Annotated in this window: 20 protein-coding genes; 17 read left to right on the top strand and 3 right to left on the bottom strand. The window is 73.6% G+C overall.

The features are described 5' to 3' along the window. The 12 genes from VKZ81_RS15495 to VKZ81_RS15550 all read left to right on the top strand — a co-directional run. Nucleotides 1–407: amidohydrolase family protein (locus tag VKZ81_RS15495; protein ID WP_324242262.1), on the top strand; the 407-nt coding region annotated here is incomplete at its 5' end. Further along, nucleotides 404–1,105 (top strand): iron-sulfur cluster assembly protein, encoded by a 702-nt coding sequence (locus VKZ81_RS15500; RefSeq protein ID WP_324242263.1) that lies wholly within the window; start codon nt 404–406, stop codon nt 1,103–1,105. The genes VKZ81_RS15495 and VKZ81_RS15500, both read left to right, overlap by 4 nt. Next, entirely contained in the window at nt 1,102–1,338 is a 237-nt protein-coding gene (locus VKZ81_RS15505) for an iron dependent repressor, metal binding and dimerization domain protein (RefSeq protein WP_324242264.1), read from the top strand. The genes VKZ81_RS15500 and VKZ81_RS15505 overlap by 4 nt, the downstream gene beginning before the upstream one ends. Further along, nucleotides 1,335–1,571, top strand: coding sequence for a hypothetical protein (locus VKZ81_RS15510; RefSeq protein ID WP_324242265.1), 237 nt, complete (start codon nt 1,335–1,337; stop codon nt 1,569–1,571). The genes VKZ81_RS15505 and VKZ81_RS15510 overlap by 4 nt, the downstream gene beginning before the upstream one ends. Next, nucleotides 1,568–2,152 carry a hypothetical protein gene (locus VKZ81_RS15515; RefSeq protein ID WP_324242266.1) on the top strand — a complete coding sequence of 195 codons (585 nt, stop codon included), beginning with the start codon at nt 1,568–1,570 and terminating at the stop codon, nt 2,150–2,152. Before VKZ81_RS15510 ends, VKZ81_RS15515 begins: the two co-directional genes overlap by 4 nt. 100 nt (nt 2,153–2,252) lie before the next feature. Next, nucleotides 2,253–2,801 carry a hypothetical protein gene (locus VKZ81_RS15520; protein WP_324242267.1) on the top strand — a complete coding sequence of 183 codons (549 nt, stop codon included), beginning with the start codon at nt 2,253–2,255 and terminating at the stop codon, nt 2,799–2,801. Continuing rightward, nucleotides 2,798–3,565, top strand: coding sequence for an SDR family NAD(P)-dependent oxidoreductase (locus VKZ81_RS15525; RefSeq protein WP_324242268.1), 768 nt, complete (start codon nt 2,798–2,800; stop codon nt 3,563–3,565). Before VKZ81_RS15520 ends, VKZ81_RS15525 begins: the two co-directional genes overlap by 4 nt. Next, nucleotides 3,562–4,008 carry a cupin domain-containing protein gene (locus tag VKZ81_RS15530; protein WP_324242269.1) on the top strand — a complete coding sequence of 149 codons (447 nt, stop codon included), beginning with the start codon at nt 3,562–3,564 and terminating at the stop codon, nt 4,006–4,008. The genes VKZ81_RS15525 and VKZ81_RS15530 overlap by 4 nt, the downstream gene beginning before the upstream one ends. 79 nt (nt 4,009–4,087) lie before the next feature. After that, nucleotides 4,088–4,915 (top strand): PhzF family phenazine biosynthesis protein, encoded by an 828-nt coding sequence (locus VKZ81_RS15535; RefSeq protein ID WP_324242270.1) that lies wholly within the window; start codon nt 4,088–4,090, stop codon nt 4,913–4,915. 39 nt (nt 4,916–4,954) lie between these two features. Further along, a complete protein-coding gene (locus VKZ81_RS15540; RefSeq protein ID WP_324242271.1) occupies nt 4,955–6,145 on the top strand; it encodes a Tm-1-like ATP-binding domain-containing protein in 1,191 nt (396 codons plus the stop codon). Continuing rightward, on the top strand, nt 6,142–6,978 hold the full coding sequence (locus VKZ81_RS15545; protein ID WP_324242272.1) for a phosphoenolpyruvate hydrolase family protein: 837 nt from the start codon (nt 6,142–6,144) through the stop codon (nt 6,976–6,978). Before VKZ81_RS15540 ends, VKZ81_RS15545 begins: the two co-directional genes overlap by 4 nt. Nucleotides 6,979–6,987: 9 nt before the next feature. Continuing rightward, on the top strand, nt 6,988–7,431 hold the full coding sequence (locus VKZ81_RS15550) for an SRPBCC family protein (protein ID WP_324242273.1): 444 nt from the start codon (nt 6,988–6,990) through the stop codon (nt 7,429–7,431). 27 nt (nt 7,432–7,458) lie between these two features. Here the strand turns inward: VKZ81_RS15550 and VKZ81_RS15555 are convergent, their stop codons facing one another. Together VKZ81_RS15555 and VKZ81_RS15560 are read right to left on the bottom strand one after the other, a co-directional pair. Continuing rightward, nucleotides 7,459–8,691 carry an acetyl-CoA hydrolase/transferase family protein gene (locus VKZ81_RS15555; RefSeq protein WP_324242274.1) on the bottom strand — a complete coding sequence of 411 codons (1,233 nt, stop codon included), beginning with the start codon at nt 8,689–8,691 and terminating at the stop codon, nt 7,459–7,461. Between the two features lie 11 nt (nt 8,692–8,702). After that, nucleotides 8,703–10,121: an aldehyde dehydrogenase family protein gene (locus tag VKZ81_RS15560; RefSeq protein WP_324242325.1), complete on the bottom strand. Its 1,419-nt coding sequence runs from the start codon at nt 10,119–10,121 to the stop codon at nt 8,703–8,705. 117 nt (nt 10,122–10,238) lie between these two features. On the opposite strand from VKZ81_RS15560, the gene VKZ81_RS15565 reads away from it, so the two are divergent. From VKZ81_RS15565 to VKZ81_RS15585, 5 genes are all read left to right on the top strand, one after another. After that, nucleotides 10,239–11,906, top strand: a complete 1,668-nt coding sequence (locus tag VKZ81_RS15565) for a long-chain fatty acid--CoA ligase (protein WP_324242275.1) — start codon at nt 10,239–10,241, stop codon at nt 11,904–11,906. A 44-nt stretch (nt 11,907–11,950) separates the two neighbouring features. Next, complete coding sequence (locus tag VKZ81_RS15570) at nt 11,951–12,769, top strand: N-acyl homoserine lactonase family protein (protein ID WP_324242276.1); 819 nt, start codon at nt 11,951–11,953, stop codon at nt 12,767–12,769. A gap of 85 nt (nt 12,770–12,854) precedes the next feature. After that, on the top strand, nt 12,855–13,307 hold the full coding sequence (locus VKZ81_RS15575) for an FmdB family zinc ribbon protein (protein ID WP_324242277.1): 453 nt from the start codon (nt 12,855–12,857) through the stop codon (nt 13,305–13,307). Next, complete coding sequence (locus tag VKZ81_RS15580; protein WP_324242278.1) at nt 13,304–14,422, top strand: Zn-dependent alcohol dehydrogenase; 1,119 nt, start codon at nt 13,304–13,306, stop codon at nt 14,420–14,422. The genes VKZ81_RS15575 and VKZ81_RS15580 overlap by 4 nt, the downstream gene beginning before the upstream one ends. Nucleotides 14,423–14,473: 51 nt before the next feature. After that, complete coding sequence (locus tag VKZ81_RS15585; protein ID WP_324242279.1) at nt 14,474–15,280, top strand: GntR family transcriptional regulator; 807 nt, start codon at nt 14,474–14,476, stop codon at nt 15,278–15,280. Between the two features lie 3 nt (nt 15,281–15,283). Here the strand turns inward: VKZ81_RS15585 and VKZ81_RS15590 are convergent, their stop codons facing one another. Beyond that, nucleotides 15,284–16,303, bottom strand: a complete 1,020-nt coding sequence (locus tag VKZ81_RS15590) for an endonuclease/exonuclease/phosphatase family protein (protein ID WP_324242280.1) — start codon at nt 16,301–16,303, stop codon at nt 15,284–15,286. Nucleotides 16,304–16,333: the final 30 nt, after the last annotated feature.

Consider the following 16,333-nt stretch of genomic DNA (forward strand, 5'->3'; position numbering starts at 1 on the left):
TCGAGGACTTCTGCTTCATGGCCGTGCAGGAGCCCAACGTCTACGCGGGCCTGTCGGTGGTGATCGGCGGCCTGATGCACGCCCGCCCGAAGTTCTTCGCGAAGGTGATGGGCGAGCTGTTGTTCTGGGTCGGCGAGGACAAGATGCTCTTCGGCGGCGACTACAACATCTGGGTGCCGAAGTGGCAGGTGGAGGGGTTCGTCGACTGGCAGATGCCCGACGACGAGGCGCTCACCGACTACCCGAAGCTCACCACCGCCACGAAGAAGAAGATCCTCGGGCTCAACGCGGCGAAGCTCTACGACATCCCGGTGCCGCCCGAGTACCAGCTCGCGACGTCGGCGGGTGAGCAGGACCAGCCGGGTGAGCAGCTGGTGACCGAGGCCGCGGCGGCCGGCTCGTCGTGACCGCGCCGACCACCGCGCTCGCCGAGGCGGTGTGGGCGGCGCTCGGCACGGTGCACGACCCCGAACTCGACCAGCCCATCACCGAGCTGGAGTTCGTGGCGTCGTGCACCGTGTCCGACGACGGCGTGGCCTCGGTGCGGCTGCGCCTGCCCACCTTCTTCTGCGCGCCCAACTTCGCGTGGCTGATGGTCGCCGACGCGCACGACGCCGTCGGCGCGGTACCGGGCGTCACCCGGGCCGACATCGTGCTGGACGACCACTTCGCCGCCGCCACCATCAACGAGGGGGTCGCCGCGCGGGCCGGGTTCGTCGCGGCGTTCCCCGGCGAGGCGCAGTCGGAGCTGGACGAGCTGCGGATGGTGTTCCTGCGCAAGGCCGCGCTCGCCGGGCAGGACCGCATCGCCCGGCCGCTGGTCGACGCGGGCGCTGCGCCCGAGGACCTGGCCGGCACCCGGCTCGGCGACCTCCCGTCGTCGGCCGACCTCGACCGGCTGCGGCGCCGCCGCGCCGCCGTCGGCCTGCCCCACGGCCCCGATGCCCCGCTCCTGCTGCACCCCGACGGCGCCCCGGTGGCCGCCGACCAGGTGCCGCTGCACCTGCGGCGGGCCCGGCTCACCCGGGTCGGCATCGAGGCCAACACCCACACCTGCCGCGACCTGCTGGCCGCCCGCTACCCCGAGGAGGTGGTCTCGTCGTGACCACGATCGAGGCACCCGCGCTCACCCCGATCGACCTGGCCCGCCGGTACGCGCTCGTCGAGCTGTTCCTGGTCCGGGTGCTCGACCTCGCCCCCGCCGACGCCCCGGCCGAGGCGGAGGCCCTGCAGCACGCCGTCTCGGCGCGGCTCCTCGGCCGCATCGACGCGCTGCTCGGGCGGCCGGAGCGCGACCTGCGGGGCCACCCGATCCCGCGGGCGGACGGATCGCCGTGAGCACCGAGACCTACAACCCCTGGACCGTGGTGAACCTGGTCTTCGACCACCTCGCCGAGGCGGGCCTGCACCCGGTGCTCGGGGAGACCGGCGACCCGGCGGTCCCGGCGGCGGCGCTGCTGCAGGCGCTCGGCATCGAGCCCGGGCGCGACGACGAGGGCCCGGCCGCCCCGGCGATGCAGGCCCACCTCGCCGAGCTGCGGGCCCGGATGTTCCCGGAGGTGCAGTCGTGACCGCGGCCGCCGAACCCACCTCGGTGCGGCGGCTCGACACGCCGGGCGCCACCGAGCTCGCCGGCCTCGCCGCCGTCTTCGAGGACCTGCAGTACGCGCTGCGCTGCTGCGAGCACCTCGTGACGCAGCTGGGCCGGCGCGACCCCGACCCGGTGCTGGTCGAGGCGCTGTGGACCGCCGCGCTGCTCGCCTACGCCCGCTGCTTCTCGGCGCGCCGGGCCGGGCTCACCGCCGCCGACCTCGACGGGCTCGAGGACGGGGCCGAGTTCGGCGAGCTGCACGCCGCGCTGCTGAAGCTGCGCGACCACCTCGCGTCCCGCCACGTGAACCCGCGCGAGACGTTCACGATCGGGGCGGCCCAGGCGAACGACGGCACCCCCACCGGGATCGCGGTCGTCTCCAGCACGCACCCGCAGGTGGAGGAGGCGTCGGTGCGCCTGTTCGGCCGGCTCGCCTACCTGCTCGCGGGTCGGGTGGACGCGCGGATGCAGCAGCGGCAGCGCGCGGTGCTCGACGAGGCCGCCGCGCTGTCGCCCGGGAGGCTCGCGAAGCTGCCGCTGGTGCACCTGACGCCCGGCTGACCCGTGCGATCTGCACGGTCGGCACGTGACAGCGCGCGGGTGTGGCCCGACGGCCGCCCGGCGCAGGCTCGGCTGGAACCGAGCGAGCCGAGGGGATGTCATGACAGCGACCGTGCAGGCCCGCGCCCCCCGGGACCTTCTGCGCTGGTGGCCGGCGGCCGCCGGCGTCGGGGTGGCCGCGGTAGCGGGGTTCGACGTCGCCGAGGACGGCGGTGTCGGCTTGGCGCCGGTGCTCGCCGCCTCGGCGGTGATCTACCTGGGGGCCGCGGCGCTGGGGCGACCGCGGGCGGCGTGGCCGCTGTTCTTCGGCGCGTTCGCCGTGCTCGCCGTCGCCGGCGCGTACGCCACCTGGGCCCTCCTGGGCGCGGCGGTGCTCCTCGCCGGCTACGGGCTGCTGCGCGGGGTCGTGCGCGGGCTCCCGCTGCAGGCCGTCGCGACGGCCGGGTTCGGCGGGGCGGCCGCCCTCGCGCTCGTGGTGAGCCCCGAGCTGGGCGCCCACCTCGTGGCGACCGGGCTGCTGGGCCACGCCGTGTGGGACGTCCACCACCACCGCACCGGACGCGTCGTCACCCGGTCCCTCGCCGAATTCTGCGCGGTGCTCGACACGCTGCTCGCGGTGGCGATCACGGTCGCTACGTTGGTCGCGTGAGCGGCAGTCTCCCCTCCCTGGACGGAACCGTCGCCCTGGTCACGGGCGCGAGCGGGGGCATCGGCTCGTGCGTGGCGCGGCGGTTCGCCGAGGCGGGCGCCGCGGTCGTGGTGCACCACCGCACCGGCGCCGAGCGGGCCGCCGCGGTGGTCGAGGAGATCACCTCGGCGGGTGGGCGGGCGGTGGCCGCGCAGGCCGACGTCACCGACCGGGAGGCGGTGCAGGGTCTCGTCGAGCTCGCCGTCGAGCGGTTCGGCCGGCTGGACTCCGTGGTGGCCGCGGCCGGCGTCCAGCCCGTCGCCAGGCTGGCCGGGATGCCCGTCGAGGCCTGGCGGGCGGTGCTGCACGGCAACGCGACCGGCGCGTTCGCGACCGTTCAGGCCGCGGCGGGCGTGCTGCGCGGGCGCGGTGGCTCGATCACGCTGATCGCGTCCGTCGAGGGATCCCGGCCCGCGCGCGGCCACGCCCACTACGCGGCGGCGAAGGCGGCGACGATCATGCTGGCGAGGGCCGCCGCGTTGGAGTACGGCCCCGACGGCGTGCGGGTCAACTCGGTCTCGCCCGGCCTGATCAGCCGGCCCGGGCTGCGTTCGGACTGGCCGGAGGGCGTCGCGCGCTGGGAGGGCGCGGCCCCGCTGCGGCGGCTCGGCGAGCCGCGGGACGTCGCCGACGCGTGCGTGTTCCTGGCCTCGCCGATGGCTCGTTTCGTCACCGGCCACGACCTCGTCGTGGACGGCGGGATGGCGGTGGTGCCGGCGTGGTGAGCGAGGGCGAGCGGATCGCGCGGCTGCTCGGGCTCGAGCCGCTGCCCGACGAGGGCGGGCTGTTCCGGCGCACGCACGTCGACGCCCACTCGTCGGCGATCTACTTCCTGCTGATCGCGCCCGAGTTCTCGGCGATGCACCGGCTCACCGCCACCGAGACCTACCACTGGTACGCGGGCTCGCCCCTGCGGCTGCTGCTCCTCGGCCCCGACAGGCGGGTCGACGAGCCGGTGCTCGGCGCCGACCTCGCGGCCGGGCAGCGGCCGCAGCTCGTGGTGCCCGCGGGCACGTGGCAGGGCTCCAGCTCCACCGGCGAGTGGACGCTCGTCGGCACGACCACGGCCCCGCCTTTCGACTGGGACGGCTTCGAGCTGGGCGACCGCGCCGCGCTCACCGCCGCCTACCCCGCGGCCGCCGCGCGGATCGCCGAGCTCACCCGCTGACCCGCGACCGTCCCCGGACCGGGCCACCGCCTGCGGATTGGCCGTGGTGGCCCGGCGCGCCCCCGCCGATCCTCGACGCATGACGAGCCGCCCGTTCGCCCAGGTCGACGTCTTCTCCGCGGTCCCGTACCGGGGCAACCCGGTCGCGGTCGTGCTCGACGGCGCCGGCCTCACCACCGAACAGATGCAGCAGGTCGCGAACTGGACGAACCTGTCGGAGACGACCTTCGTCCTCCCGCCGACCGACCCCGCCGCCGACTACCGGGTGCGCATCTTCACCCCGACCGAGGAGCTGCCCTTCGCCGGGCACCCCACGATCGGCACCTGTCACGCGTGGCTCGCGACCACCGACCACCCCGGCGACACGGTCGTGCAGGAGTGCGGCGCGGGCCTGGTCACCCTGCGCCGCACCGGCGACCGGCTGGCGTTCGCCGCCCCGCCGCTGCTGCGCGACGAACCGGTCGACGAGCAGCTGCAGGCGCGGATCGCGCGGTTGCTGGGCATCGACCGGTCCGCGATCCGCGACGCCCGCTGGGTGGACAACGGGCCCGGCTGGGTGGCCGTCCTGCTCGACGACGCGAAGACCGTCCTCGGGATCACCCCGAACGCCGAGGACCTCACCCTCGGCATAGTCGGCCCCTACCCGGAAGGATCGCCCGAGGCCGTCGAGGTCAGGGCCTTCTTCCCGGCCGGCCCCCTGAGCGTGGAGGACCCGGTGACCGGCAGCCTCAACGCGGGGCTCGCCCAGTGGCTGCTGCGCACCGGCCGGCTCACCGCCCCCTACGTCGCATCGCAGGGCACGGCGCTCGGCCGGGCGGGGCGGGTGCACGTCGACCAGGACGCCGACGGGACGGTGTGGATCGGCGGCGACGCCGTCACCTCCATCCGGGGTGAGATCGAGATCTGACCCTCGCCTCGAGGGCGGTGGGTGCGCTATGAACCATGCATGGGCCTCGCCTACGTCGTCGGGACCTTCGACACCAAGGGTGCCGAGCTGACCTACGCCGCCGAACGGCTGCGCGCCGCGGGCGCGCAGGTCGTCACGGTCGACGTGTCCACGCAGGCGCGGGGCGGGCAGGCCGACGTCCCGCCGGACGAGGTCGCCGCCCACCACCCCGACGGCGCCGACGCGGTGTTCACCGGGGACCGCGGCACCGCGGTCGCCGCCATGGCGGTCGCGTTGGAGCGGTTCCTGCTGAGCCGCTCGGACGTCGGCGGCGTCCTCGGGCTCGGCGGCTCCGGTGGCACCGCGCTGATCACCCCGGCGATGCGGGCGCTGCCGGTCGGCGTCGGGAAGATCATGGTGTCGACGGTCGCGTCGGGGAACGTCGCGCCGTACGTCGACGCGTCGGACATCGCGATGTGGTACGCGGTCACCGACGTCGCGGGCCTCAACCGGATCTCCCGGCGCGTGATCGGCAACGCCGCCCACGCGCTCGCCGGCCTCGTCACGCACGAGATCCCCGCCGGCGACGACCGCCCCGCGGTCGGGCTGACGATGTTCGGGGTCACCACCCCGTGCGTCACCGCGGTCACCGAGCGGCTCGGCGACGCCGTCGACCCGCTGGTCTTCCACGCCACCGGCACCGGCGGGCGGGCCATGGAGAAGCTCGTCGACGACGGCCTCGTCGGGTCGGTCCTCGACATCACCACCACCGAGGTCTGCGACCTGCTCGTCGGCGGCGTCTTCCCGGCCACGCAGGACCGGCTCGGCGCGATCGCACGCACCGGCGTGCCGTACGTCGGCTCGTGCGGCGCGCTCGACATGGTCAACTTCGGGGCGCCGGACACGGTGCCGTCGCAGTTCGCCGCCCGGCGGTTCTACGAGCACAACCCGCAGGTGACGCTCATGCGCACCACCCCGGACGAGTGCGTGGAGATCGCGCGGTTCATCGCCCGCAAGCTGAACGACTGCGACGGGCCGGTGCGGTTCCTGCTGCCCACCGGCGGTGTGTCCGCGCTGGACGCGCCGGGGCAGGCGTTCTGGGACCCGGAGGCCGACGAGGCGCTGTTCGCCACGCTCGAGTCCGAGGTGCGCCAGACCGAGCGGCGGCGGGTCGAGCGCGTGGCCCACCACATCAACGATCCCGAGTTCGCCGACGCGTTGGTGGACGCGTGGCGGGAGGTGCAGAAGTGACCGGACGGTTCGCGCGGGCCGAGCTCCTCGAGAAGTTCCAGGACATGGCCCGGCGCGGTGAGCCGATCGTCGGCGGCGGCGCCGGCACGGGCCTGTCGGCCAAGTGCGAGGAGGCCGGCGGCATCGACCTCATCGTCATCTACAACTCCGGCCGCTACCGCATGGCGGGCCGCGGCTCGCTCGCCGGCCTGCTCGCCTACGGCAACGCCAACGAGATCGTCGTCGAGATGGCGGCCGAGGTGCTGCCCGTCGTGAAGCACACCCCGGTGCTGGCGGGCGTCAACGGCACCGACCCGTTCATGATCACCGACAGGTTCCTGCGCGAGCTCGCCGACCTCGGCTTCTCCGGCATCCAGAACTTCCCGACCGTCGGCCTCATCGACGGCGTCTTCCGGGCCAACCTGGAGGAGACCGGCATGGGCTACGGCCTCGAGGTCGACCTCATCGCGGCCGCCCACGAGGCCGACCTGCTGACCACCCCGTACGTCTTCTCCGCCGACGACGCCCGGGCCATGACCCGCGCCGGCGCCGACATCATCGTCTGCCACATGGGGCTGACCACCGGCGGCTCGATCGGCGCCGAGACCGCGAAGTCCCTGGACGACTGCGTCACCCTGATCGACGAGTGGGCAGCCGCCGCCCGCGAGGTCCGCGACGACGTGCTCGTGCTCTGCCACGGCGGCCCGATCGCCATGCCCGACGACGCCGCGCACGTGCTGTCGCGCACCAAGTACTGCCACGGCTTCTACGGCGCCTCGTCGATGGAACGGCTCCCCACCGAGAAGGCCATGACCGAACAGACCCGCGCGTTCAAGACCCGTCTCGCGAAGTGAGGAGCACCCATGCCCCGCCCGTACGCCAGTGGTGTCGTACCCGCCTCCGCCGACGCGGTGTGGTCGCTGATCCGCGACTTCAACGGCCTGCCGAGCTGGCACCCGGCCATCAAGGGCAGCGAGCTGACCGAGGGCGGCTCCGGCGCGGAGGTCGGCGCCGTCCGGAAGCTGGACCTCGGTGACGGCGGCGGAGTGGTCGAGCGGCTCGTGGAGCTCAACGACGCCGAGCGGCGCTTCACCTACGAGTTCGTCGAGAACCCGTTCAACGTCCGCCGCTACCTCGCCACCGTCCGCGTCGCCCCGGTGACGGCGACCGGGGAGGCGTTCGTCGAGTGGTGGGCGGAGTACGACGCCGACGCCGCCGAGGAGGAGCGGCTCAGCGACTTCTTCGCCAACCAGGTCTACGCCGGCGGGATCGCCGCCCTGCGGGACCACTTCGCCGGCGGCTCCTAGCGGTTCGGCGGGTCCCGCGCAGCCCGGTCAGCGACCACCGCGGGCGAGCTGATCCCGGTGCTCCGGCGCCGCCACCTCGAGCAGCGCGCTGCGCCGCTGCGCGGCCGTCCGCCCGCGCAGCCAGGCGCAGCCGTGTTCGGTGACCACCGCGTCGACGGAGTGGTGCGGGGCGGTGACGGCGTCGGCGGGGTCGTGGGCGGCAACGATCGTGGACGCGCCGCTGCGGGTGGTGGAGCGCAGCGCGATGATCCGCAGCCCGCCGGGGGACAGGTGGGCGCCCTCGGAGAAGTCGGCGCTGCCGCCGACGCCGGCGATCTCGGTGCCGCGCACCGACTCCGCCACGACCTGCCCGCGCAGGTCCACGGCGACCGCGGAGTTCACCGACACCAGCGCCGGCTCGGCCGCGAGCACGGCCGGGTGGTGCAGCTGCTGCGAGCTGCCCATCTCGAGCCCCGGGTTGTTGTCGGCCCACGTCATGAGCCGCTCGTCGCCCATGAGCTCCACCGCGCGGACGGGCCCGCGCCCCGCGGCGATGACGGCCTCGGCGAGCGGGATCATCGGCGTCGTCACCAACCCGAGGAGGCCGAGCGACCGCTCCGCCGCGAGCGGCGCCAGCTCGACGGCGAGCCCCTCCGACACCGCCCCGAGGCCCAGCTGCAGGGTCGCCCCGTGGGGGATCAGGTCCACCACGTTGCGGGCGACGGCGCGGCTCAGCTCGTCCGGCGTGACCGGCGGGTGCTGCGGCATCGGGGTCTCGGAGCGCACGAACCGGTCGATCTGCGAGACGTGCACCGCGGCGGCTCCGCGGGTGCGCGGCACGTCGGGGGCCACCTCGGCGATGACCAGCCCCGCCTGCTCGACGGCGTCGGCGGTGAACCCCGTCGACGCGCCGAGGCTGCAGAACCCGGCCGCGTCCGGAGGACCGACGCGCACCAGCGCGACGTCGGCCTCCGGGAGCACGAACCGGGAGACGTCGAGCAGGCGCATCGGGAGGTAGTCGACCAGCCCCTCGCGCCGCAGGCGGCGCAGCGCGCCGTGCACGTGCCAGCTGCGCACCCGCAGCGCACCCGACCGCACCGCGCGCTCGAGCGGCGGGTCGCCCAACAGGATCCCGGCGGTGAGGGTGGCGCCGCCTGCGCGCTCGGCGTGCTCGGCCAGCTCGGCCAGCAGGGTGAGCGGGGTGCCGCACCCGGCGCCCGCGACGACCCGCGCCCCGGCCGGGACGTCGCGGAACGCCTCGCTGCGGTCCACCTGCTCCACGCGTGCTCCTCTCAGATCTGGATCGCCTTCATCTCGAGGAACTCCTCGAGCCCGGCCGTGCCCATCTCCCGGCCGATGCCGGAGCGTTTGTACCCCCCGAACGGCGCGAGCGGGTTGTAGCGGCCGCCGTTGACGTCGATCGAGCCGGTCCGCACGCGCCGCGCGAACGCCAGCGCCCGCTCCTGGTCGGCCGACCAGACCGCCCCGGACAGGCCGTACTGCGAGTTGTTCGCGATCTCCAGGGCCTCCTCCTCGTCGGTGTAGCGGATCACCGAGAGGACCGGGCCGAAGATCTCCTCCTGGGCGACGGTGGAGTTCGGGTCGACGTCGGCGAGCACGGTCGGCGCGACGTAGTAGCCGCGCTCGAACCCGGCGGGCGGCTCCGCGCCGCCGGTGACCAGGCGGGCGCCCTCCTCGATCCCGGTCCGGATGTAGCCGCGGACGCGTTCGCGCTGCGCCGCCGACACCACCGGCCCCAGCTTGGTCGCCGGATCCAGCGGGTCGCCGGGCCGGTAGCCGGCAGCGGTGGACGCCGCGAGGTCGACGGCCTCGTCGTAGTGGTCGGCGGGCACGAGCATCCGCGTCCACGCCGTGCAGGTCTGCCCGCCGTTCAGGAACGCGTTCGCCACCCCGACCTTGACGGCGGTGGAGACGTCGGCGTCGGGCAGCAGCACGTTGGCGGACTTGCCGCCCAGCTCCAGCGTCGTGCGGGTGATGTTGCGCGCGGCCACCTCGGCGACCCGGCTGCCGGCGCGCAGCGAACCGGTGAACGAGACCGCGTCGATGCCCGGGTGCGCGGCGAGCGCCTCGCCGACGGTGGGCCCGTGGCCGGTGACCAGGTTGACCACGCCGTCGGGGAGCCCGGCCTCGTGCAGCACGTCGAACAGCAGGTACGCGACGTACGGCGCGATCTCGCTCGGCTTGACCACGACGGTGCACCCGGCGGCGAGCGCGGGCGCGAGCTTGCAGGTGATCTGGTGCAGCGGGTAGTTCCACGGCGTGATCGCGCCGACCACGCCGACGGGCTCGCGGGCGACGATCGTGTTGCCGACGCGCGTGTCGAACTCGTACGACTCCAGCAGGTCCGCGTAGCCGCCGACCACCGTCTGCGGGAGCGCCGCCTGGATCTTGGTGGAGGTCCGCAGCGGGCACCCCATCTCCGTGGCGATCGTCTCGGCGATCTCGTCCTGGCGCTTGGCGAGGCCGTCGCGGATCCGCCGCAGCACGTCGGCGCGCTCCGCGACGGGGGTGCTCGACCAGGCCGGGAACGCGGCGCGCGCAGCGCGCACCGCCTCGTCCACGTCCTCGGCCGTCCCCGCGGGGATCGTGCCCAGCACCTGTTCGGTCGTCGGGTTCTCCACCTCGATCCGCTCGGAGGACGAGGGGGCGACCCAGGCACCGTTTCTGTAGAGAGCTGTCCGCGTGTACATCAATATCCCCAGTTCGATGGGCAACGATCGGGCGAAGTGCGGGGGAGACCTTGCGACTCTCTATAGAGTAAGCCATGCTGCTCGGACATCCCAGGCCAACTCATCGCGGAGGGGTCGATGCAGGGTTTGATGTTCGACAGCCAGCTGCTGCTGCACTCGCTGCTCTGGCGGACCGAGCGGCTGTTCGCCGAGAAGGAGATCGTCACGCGGCTCGGGCCGCAGCGGTACCACCGCTACACGTACCGCGAGTTCGGCAAGCGCGTGCGGCGGCTGGGGGACGCGTTGCGCAAGCTGGGCATCGGACCGGGCGATCGCGTCGGCACGCTGGCCTGGAACCACTACCGCCACATGGAGACCTACTTCGGCGTGCCCGGTATCCAGGCGGTCCTGCACACGATCAACCTGAGACTCTCGCCCGCGCAGCAGAAGTTCACCATCGACAAGGCCGAGGACCGGAGCCTCCTGGTCGACCCCGACCAGCTCGACCTCGTCGCGCAGCTCGTGGACATGGGCCTGCCGACCGTCGAGCGGGTGGTCGTGCTCACCGACGACGTGCCCGAGCACCGCATCACGACGGTCCCCGTCGACTCCTACGAGGAGCTGCTCGCCGGCGGCGACGAGAACCTCGAGTTCGGCGAGTTCGACGAGAAGACCGCGTCGGCGATGTGCTTCACCAGCGCCACGACCGGCGACCCCAAGGGGGTCGTCTACTCGCACCGCGCGATGGTGCTGCAGGCGATGTGCCTCGCCATGCACGACAAGCTCAACATGAGCGAGCGGCAGGTGTGGCTCGAGGTCGCACCGATGTTCCACTGCAACGGCTGGAACATCCCGCACACCGCCCTGCTGCAGGGCGCCACGCTGGTGCTGCCCGGCGCGCACCCGGCGGCGGGCGACTACGTCGACATCATCGAGGACCTCGGCGTCACCGGCATGAACGCCGCGGTCACCATCGGCACGATGATCCGCGACGCGGTGCGCGCGAGCGACCGGCCGCGGGACCTGTCGTCGCTGTCGACGCTGTGGCTGGGCGGGCAGGCGCCGTCGAAGGCGATCATGAAGTGGTTCCGCGAGGAGTACGACTGCGAGGTCATGCAGGGCTACGGCATGACCGAGAACAGCCCGCAGATCTGCTTCTTCGCGCTCAAGTCGACCCTGGAGAACGGCACCGAGGACGAGATCTACGCGCTGCGCCAGACCCAGGGGCTGCCCATCCCGCTGCTGCAGATCAAGGTCGTGAGCCAGGAGACCGGCGAGGAGCTGCCCTGGGACGGCACGAGCATCGGCGACTTCTACGTGCGCTCCCCGTTCACGGCGAGCGAGTACTACCGCGACGAACGCACCAAGGACTCGATGATCGACGGCTGGCTGCGCACCGGCGATGTGGGCTGCATCGATCCCGAGGGCTACGTGCTGCTCAAGGACCGCAGCAAGGACCTGATCAAGTCGGGCGGTGAGTGGATCTCCACGATCGACCTGGAGAACGCGCTCATGCTGCACCCGAAGGTCGCCGAGGCCACCGTCGTCGGGATCGAGGACGACAAGTGGCTCGAGCGGCCGCTCGCGTGCGTCGTGCCCTCCGACCCGTCGCTCACCGAGGACGAGCTGCGCACGCACCTGCTCGAGCAGGGCTTCCTCAAGTTCTGGATCCCGGACACCTTCCTGTTCGTCCCCGAGGTCCCCAAGACCAGCGTCGGGAAGTACGACAAGAAGGCCATCCGCGGCGTCGTCGCCGAGGGCGGGCTGGACCTCGCCCGGACCAAGCTCGGCGCGGTCGGCGCCTGAGCCCCGTACCCACGCTCCCGCACACCGCTCGACGAGGAGAACAGTTGTCCGAGAAGAACAAGATCAAGCTCCGGATCCTGCCCACGGGGACGATGCACGCCGACCTCACCTGGCTGCTGATCGACCCCGGCCGGATGGCCACCCGCCGGCAGCCGCAGAAGCAGCGGGACTGGGTCGAGGTGCCCACGCACGTGGTCTACATCGAGCACCCGAGCGGCAAGAAGCTGATCTGGGACGCGGGCGTCCCCCGCGACTGGGAGACCCGCTGGGGCCCGACGGGGCTCGACCAGTTCTTCCCGGTGGACGCCGCCACCGAGGAGATGTGGCTCGACTCGCGGCTCGAGCAGCTCGGCGTCGAGCCCGGCGACATCGACTACCTGGTGCTGTCGCACCTGCACCTGGACCACGCCGCCAACGCCAAGCTCTGGCAGGACACCGGCACGAAGATCATCGTGGACGCCGAGGAGAAGAAGGGGGCCTTCTCCTTCGACGGCTACAACCTCGGCGCCCACATCAAGTCCGACTACGACGGGCTCACCCTCGACACCGTCGACGAGGACACCGAGATCCTCCCGGGCATCACGCTGCTGCGGACCCCTGGCCACACCTGGGGCACGATGAGCCTGCAGGTCGACCTGGCCGATTCCGGCACGATGATCTTCGCCTCGGACTCGCTGTACCTCAAGGAGTCCTACGGCCCGCCGCCGATCGCGGCCGGGATCGTCTACGACACCGTCGCCTGGTTCCGCTCCGTCGAGAAGATCCGCTCCATCGAGGAGAGGACCGGCGCCACCGTGGTGTTCGGCCACTCGGCCGACCAGCTCCAGGAGCTGCGGCTCGGCCCGGACGAGTACTACACCTGACCAGCTCCCCGAAGGCGCCCGCCGGGGTTGCGGTCCCCTCCACCGGCCCCGGCGGGCGCGTTCCGCCCCGACCAGGAGGTCCCCGATGCCGCTCTACGACTACGCCTGCGCCTGCGGGGTGCGGTTCGAGGTGCTCGTGCCCTCGTGGTCGAGCCGCGCGCCGAGCTGCCCCGAGTGCGGCCAGACGACGTCCCGCCGCCCGCCGGCGCCCGCCGTGATCGGGAGCGTGGCACCACCGCCCCCGATGTCGGCCGCCCCGAAGTCCTGGGAGGGGGTGGGCCACGGCAACCGCGAGTTGATCACGAAGTGGCGGCATGAGGTGGAGCGCCGCCAGGAGTTCGAGGCGCGCCACCCCGAGCACGCCGAGCGCCGCGAGGCGATCGCGGCCCACGAGGGAGCGTTCGAGCGGCGCCCGCTCACCTACAAGGAGCTGGCCGCCCGCGCGGCCGCGCACAAGGACGCCACCCGTGCCGCGGCCGAGGCGAGCCGCGAACGGCGCACCGCCGGCACCGGCGACGCCGCGAAGGACCGCTCGTGAAGACCACCGCGGCCGTCGTGCACGAGGCGGGCAAGCCGCTCGAGATCGAGGAGCTCGACCTGGAAGGCCCCGGGGAGGGCGAGGTCCTCGTCCGGTTCACCCACGCCGGGCTCTGCCACTCCGACCTGCACGTCATGCAGGGCGAGATCGCGGGCTGGTTGCCGATGGTGCTCGGCCACGAGGGCGCGGGCGTCGTCGAGGACGTCGGGCCGGGCGTGACGCGGGTGGCCCCCGGCGACCACGTGGTCTGCTCCTTCGTCCCCAGCTGCGGCTCCTGCCACTGGTGCGCCACCGGGCAGCAGGCCATCTGCGACTGGGGCGCGGGCACGATGCGCGGCTGCCTGCCCGGGGACCGCTGGCCGCTGTCCGGGTCCGCCGGGCGCTACGGCGCGATGTGCATGCTCGGCACGTTCAGCCGGTACGGCGTGATCCACCAGTACTCGGCGGTGAAGGTCGACCCCGACGTGCCGCTGGAGGTCGCCGCGCTCGTCAGCTGCGGCGTGCCGACCGGGTGGGGCTCGGCGGTCAACGCCGCGGACGTGCGACCGGGCCAGACGGTCGTCGTCTACGGCGTCGGCGGCATCGGGATCAACGCCGTGCAGGGCGCCCGGCTCGCGGGCGCCCGGCACGTCGTCGCCGTGGACCCCGTGCGGCTCAAGCGGGAGACCGCGCTCGCCCTCGGCGCGACGCACGCCACCGCCGACGCGGAGCAGGCCCACGCCATCGTCCAGGAGCTCACGCTGGGCGTCGGCGCGGACAAGGCGATCGTCGCGGTCGGGCGGACCGGGTCCGAGGTGGTCGACCGCGCCTTCGCGATCATCGGCAAGGCGGGCACCCTGGTGCTCACCTCGATGGGCGGCGGGTTCCGCGACCGGACGATCCAGCTGCCCGCCCAGGTCGCGACCCTGTGGAAGAAGACCATCAAGGGCAGCCTCTTCGGCGACTGCAACCCGACGACCGACATCCCGCGCCTGCTCGCGCTGTACCGGTCCGGCGAGCTGGCGCTCGACGAGCTGATCACCCGCCGGTACCGGCTGGACGAGGTCAACGAGGGCTACGACGACCTGCTCGACGGCGCGAACGTGCGCGGGATCATCGTTCACGACCACGGCTGAGCGTGGTCACTACGCTGACGGGCGTCGGCCGAGGAGAGGGCGTGGTGGGACGTGACCGAGGTGGAGCCGGAGTCCGGTGGCATCCCGGCCGCCGCTGACCTCGCGATCGATCCGGCCAAGCGGCTGACGCCGCAGGTCGCGCTCCGGATCCGAGAGATGATCATGAGTGGCGAGGCGCCCGGGAACTCGCCGCTGCGCACCGAACACCTCGCCGCGCGCTTCGGCGTGAGCGCCACCCCGGTGCGCGAGGCGCTGATGTCGCTGTCCGGCGAGGGGCTCGTCGAGCTGCGGCCGGGCCGTGGCTTCCGCGTCGTGCAGATGAGCCGCCAGGATTTCATCGACATCTACGACGCCCAGGCCTACTTCGCCGGGGAGCTGGCCGGGCGGGCCGCGCTGCACCTCACCGACGAGGAGGTCGAGCAGCTCTACGCGATGCAGGCGCAGATCATCGAGGCGATCGAGCGGGGCGACAAGGCCGCCGAGCGCATCGAGTGGGAGCTGCACACGCTGATCAACCGGGCCGCGCGGGCGAACAAGCTGCGCTGGCTGCTGCGCCTCACGATCCGCCACGCGCCGTTCCGGGCCTGGTCCTCGGTGACCGGGTGGGCGCAGGCCGCGCCCGAGGACCACCTGCCGCTGCTGCGGGCGATGCGCAACCGCAACCCGCGCACCGCGCGCGACGCGATGACCGCGCACATCCGCAACGTCGGCGAGCTGCTCGCCGACCACCTCACCGAGCGCGGGATCCTCGTCGACGATCCCGTCGAGACGAGCGAGATCCGCACCCATCTCGAGGGGATCGCCGGCCTCGGCGGCAGGCGCCGGACCACGGGCAACGGCTCGAGCGCCCCCGCCTGAGCGTCACCGTGCCGCGGAACCACCGGCCGGTGCGGGCGCGAGCACGTCGTCGGGGATCCGCAGGCGGGCGATGACCGCCCTGTGGTCGCTGCCGGAGATCTCCCGCACCGCGAAGCCCTCGGCCACGATCGGCTCGGTGGCGAGCACGTGGTCGATCTGCAGACCCAGCCAGGGCGGCAGCCACGCCGGCCACGTCGGGGTGAGGCCGGTGCCGCGCTGGGCCGCCGCGTCCCCGCACCCCGCCGTGGCCTGCCGGAACACCGAGTGGTCGAACGTCGCGTTGAAGTCCCCGGCGACGATCGCCGGGCGGGCTCCTGCGCACCACTGCGCCACCAGGCCCACGTCCGACCGCCACTGCGGCACGTCGCCGCGCCGCGGCGCGATGGAGTGGAACGCGACGAACCGCAGCGCGCCCAGCCCGCCGCCCTCCAACTCGACCCGCGGGAACGGGGTGGCGACGTGGGTGCGCGCGCGCACGTCGCCGAGGTGCTCGGCGACGACGGCTGTGACGCCGCCCAGGTCGCCGTCGGGCTCGCCGATCGCCGTGACCAGGTGGTAGCCGAGCGGCTCGACCAGCGGGGCCAGCTCCGCCCGATACCGCGCACCCGCCTCCACGAGCGACACGAGGTCAGGGCGCTCGTCGCGGATCAGGGCCGCCACCTCGGCCACGTCCGCCTCGCCGCCGTAGGTGTTGAACGTGGCCACGCTCAACGTGCGCCCGCCCGCCGGGACCGGCGTCGCGACCGCGCGCGGGGCCACCATCAACCCCGCGGCCAGCAGCACGACGGCCACCCCGCACGCCGCGGCGACGGCGCCGCGCACCCACCGCCCGAGCACCAGCAGCACCGCCACGAGGGCGGCGAGCCCGGCGAGCAGGTACGGGCGGAAGGAGACCAGCTGCGCGAGCGGCGTGGCCACGTCGAGCCCGAACAGGTCGGGCAGGGCGAGCACGGCCACGGCCGCCACGAACGGCAGCGCGAGCCAGCGGGATCCCAGCCGCCGGTGCGGCCGCTCGTGCGTCACGACCCGATCTTGCCCGGGCCACCTGAGTAC

Source organism: Pseudonocardia sp. (assembly GCF_035305885.1).
GTDB lineage: Bacteria > Actinomycetota > Actinomycetes > Mycobacteriales > Pseudonocardiaceae > Pseudonocardia.